Source organism: Stenotrophomonas sp. STEN046, assembly GCF_056759755.1.
Genome location: NZ_JBRRDR010000087.1, coordinates 1 through 1,405, shown reverse-complemented (window position 1 = coordinate 1,405; position 1,405 = coordinate 1). Strand labels below are relative to the sequence as shown.

The window sequence follows — 1,405 nt, the reverse complement described above, 5'->3', positions numbered from 1 at the left end:
TGAAGTGACCCCCAGGAGTTGGACACCTGATCCAACCCCGAGGGTTACATGAATAGATATGAGGTTTGTTTCAAATTGCAGGTCGCCAAAGAGGCCTGCAAGACCTCCACATCGGTCAAGGCGGTTGCCCGCCGCCATGGCCTGGAGTTCTCCACGGTCAGGCGGTGGGCAGCGACCTACCGGTTGCATGGTCGGCAGGGGTTTGACCGCAAACCCCGATCCTATGATCTCCAGTTCAAGCTGGAGGTGCTTGAAAAGATGGGTCAGGAGGGCATGTCCGCGCGCGAGGCCACCACGCACTTCCAGATCGGAGATGCCGGCGCGGTGGGGCGATGGCAACGGTTGTATGCTCGCGCTGGCGCTCAAGCGCTGGCACCACCTCCACCACCGCCACCAAGACCGATGAAAAAGACCCGCTCGTCCAAGCCCGCCGAGGACATGAGCCGCGATGAGCTTCTGAAAGAAGTGGCCTATCTGCGTGCGGAGACCGCCTACCTAAAAAAGCTCGATGCCTTGATCCAGGAAGAGCAGGCGGCGCAGCGCGCAAAGCGCAAGCCGTCCAAGGATTGAGGCAGGCCCATGCGTTGCCGCTTTTGCTCGAGGCGGCCGAACTGTCACGCAGCACGTTCTATTACCAGGTGAACGCCTTGGCCCATCCAGATGAGGGCGAGGAGGAACTGCGTGGGCGTATCCGCGCGATTTACGATGAGAACCAAGGGCGCTACGGCTACCGTCGCATAACGCTGGAACTGGCCAATCAGGGCCAAGCCATCAACCACAAGCGGGTGCAGCGGCTGATGGTCGAGCTGGGCCTGCAATCGCGGGTACGCATCAAGCGCTACCGCGCCTTCAAGGGAGCGGCCAATGTCGTGGTCTCCAACGATCTGGGCCGCCAGTTTGAGGCCCAGACGCCCAACCAGAAGTGGGTGACCGACGTAACCGAGTTCAAGGTGCAGGGCATGAAGCTCTATCTTTCGCCGATCATGGATCTCTACAACGGCGAAATCGTGGCGTACCAGATGAAGCGCCGACCGGTGTTCGACCTGGTGGGCGAGATGCTGGACCAAGCGATCAAGAAGCTTTCGCCCGAAGATCGACCGATGATCCACTCTGACCAGGGCTGGCATTACCAGCACGAAAACTACCGCCACAAGCTCGCGAAGCACTCGCTGAAACAGAGCATGTCCCGGCGTGGCAACTGCCTGGACAACGCGGCCATGGAGAGCTTCTTCGGGACACTGAAGTCGGAATTCTTCTACCTGAACAGCTTTGACAGCATCGAAAGTCTGGAAGCCGGACTGACGGAGTACATCCGGTACTACAACGAAGACCGTATCCGACTGAAACTAAAGGGCCTGAGCCCGGTAAAGTACCGGGAACAGGTCGCGCTGGCCGCCTGATCCCC

1 protein-coding gene is annotated in these 1,405 nt (G+C 59.6%); it reads left to right on the top strand.

Going from position 1 to position 1,405, the window contains the following annotated elements:
* Window positions 1-48: 48 nt before the first annotated feature.
* Window positions 49-1,400, top strand: a protein-coding gene (locus tag ACVOLJ_RS20840; RefSeq protein WP_481564992.1) for an IS3 family transposase whose coding sequence is annotated in 2 segments (ribosomal slippage) — window positions 49-505 and window positions 505-1,400 — 1,353 coding nt in all. Because the reading frame shifts where the segments join, the coding sequence is not laid out codon by codon here.
* Window positions 1,401-1,405: the final 5 nt, after the last annotated feature.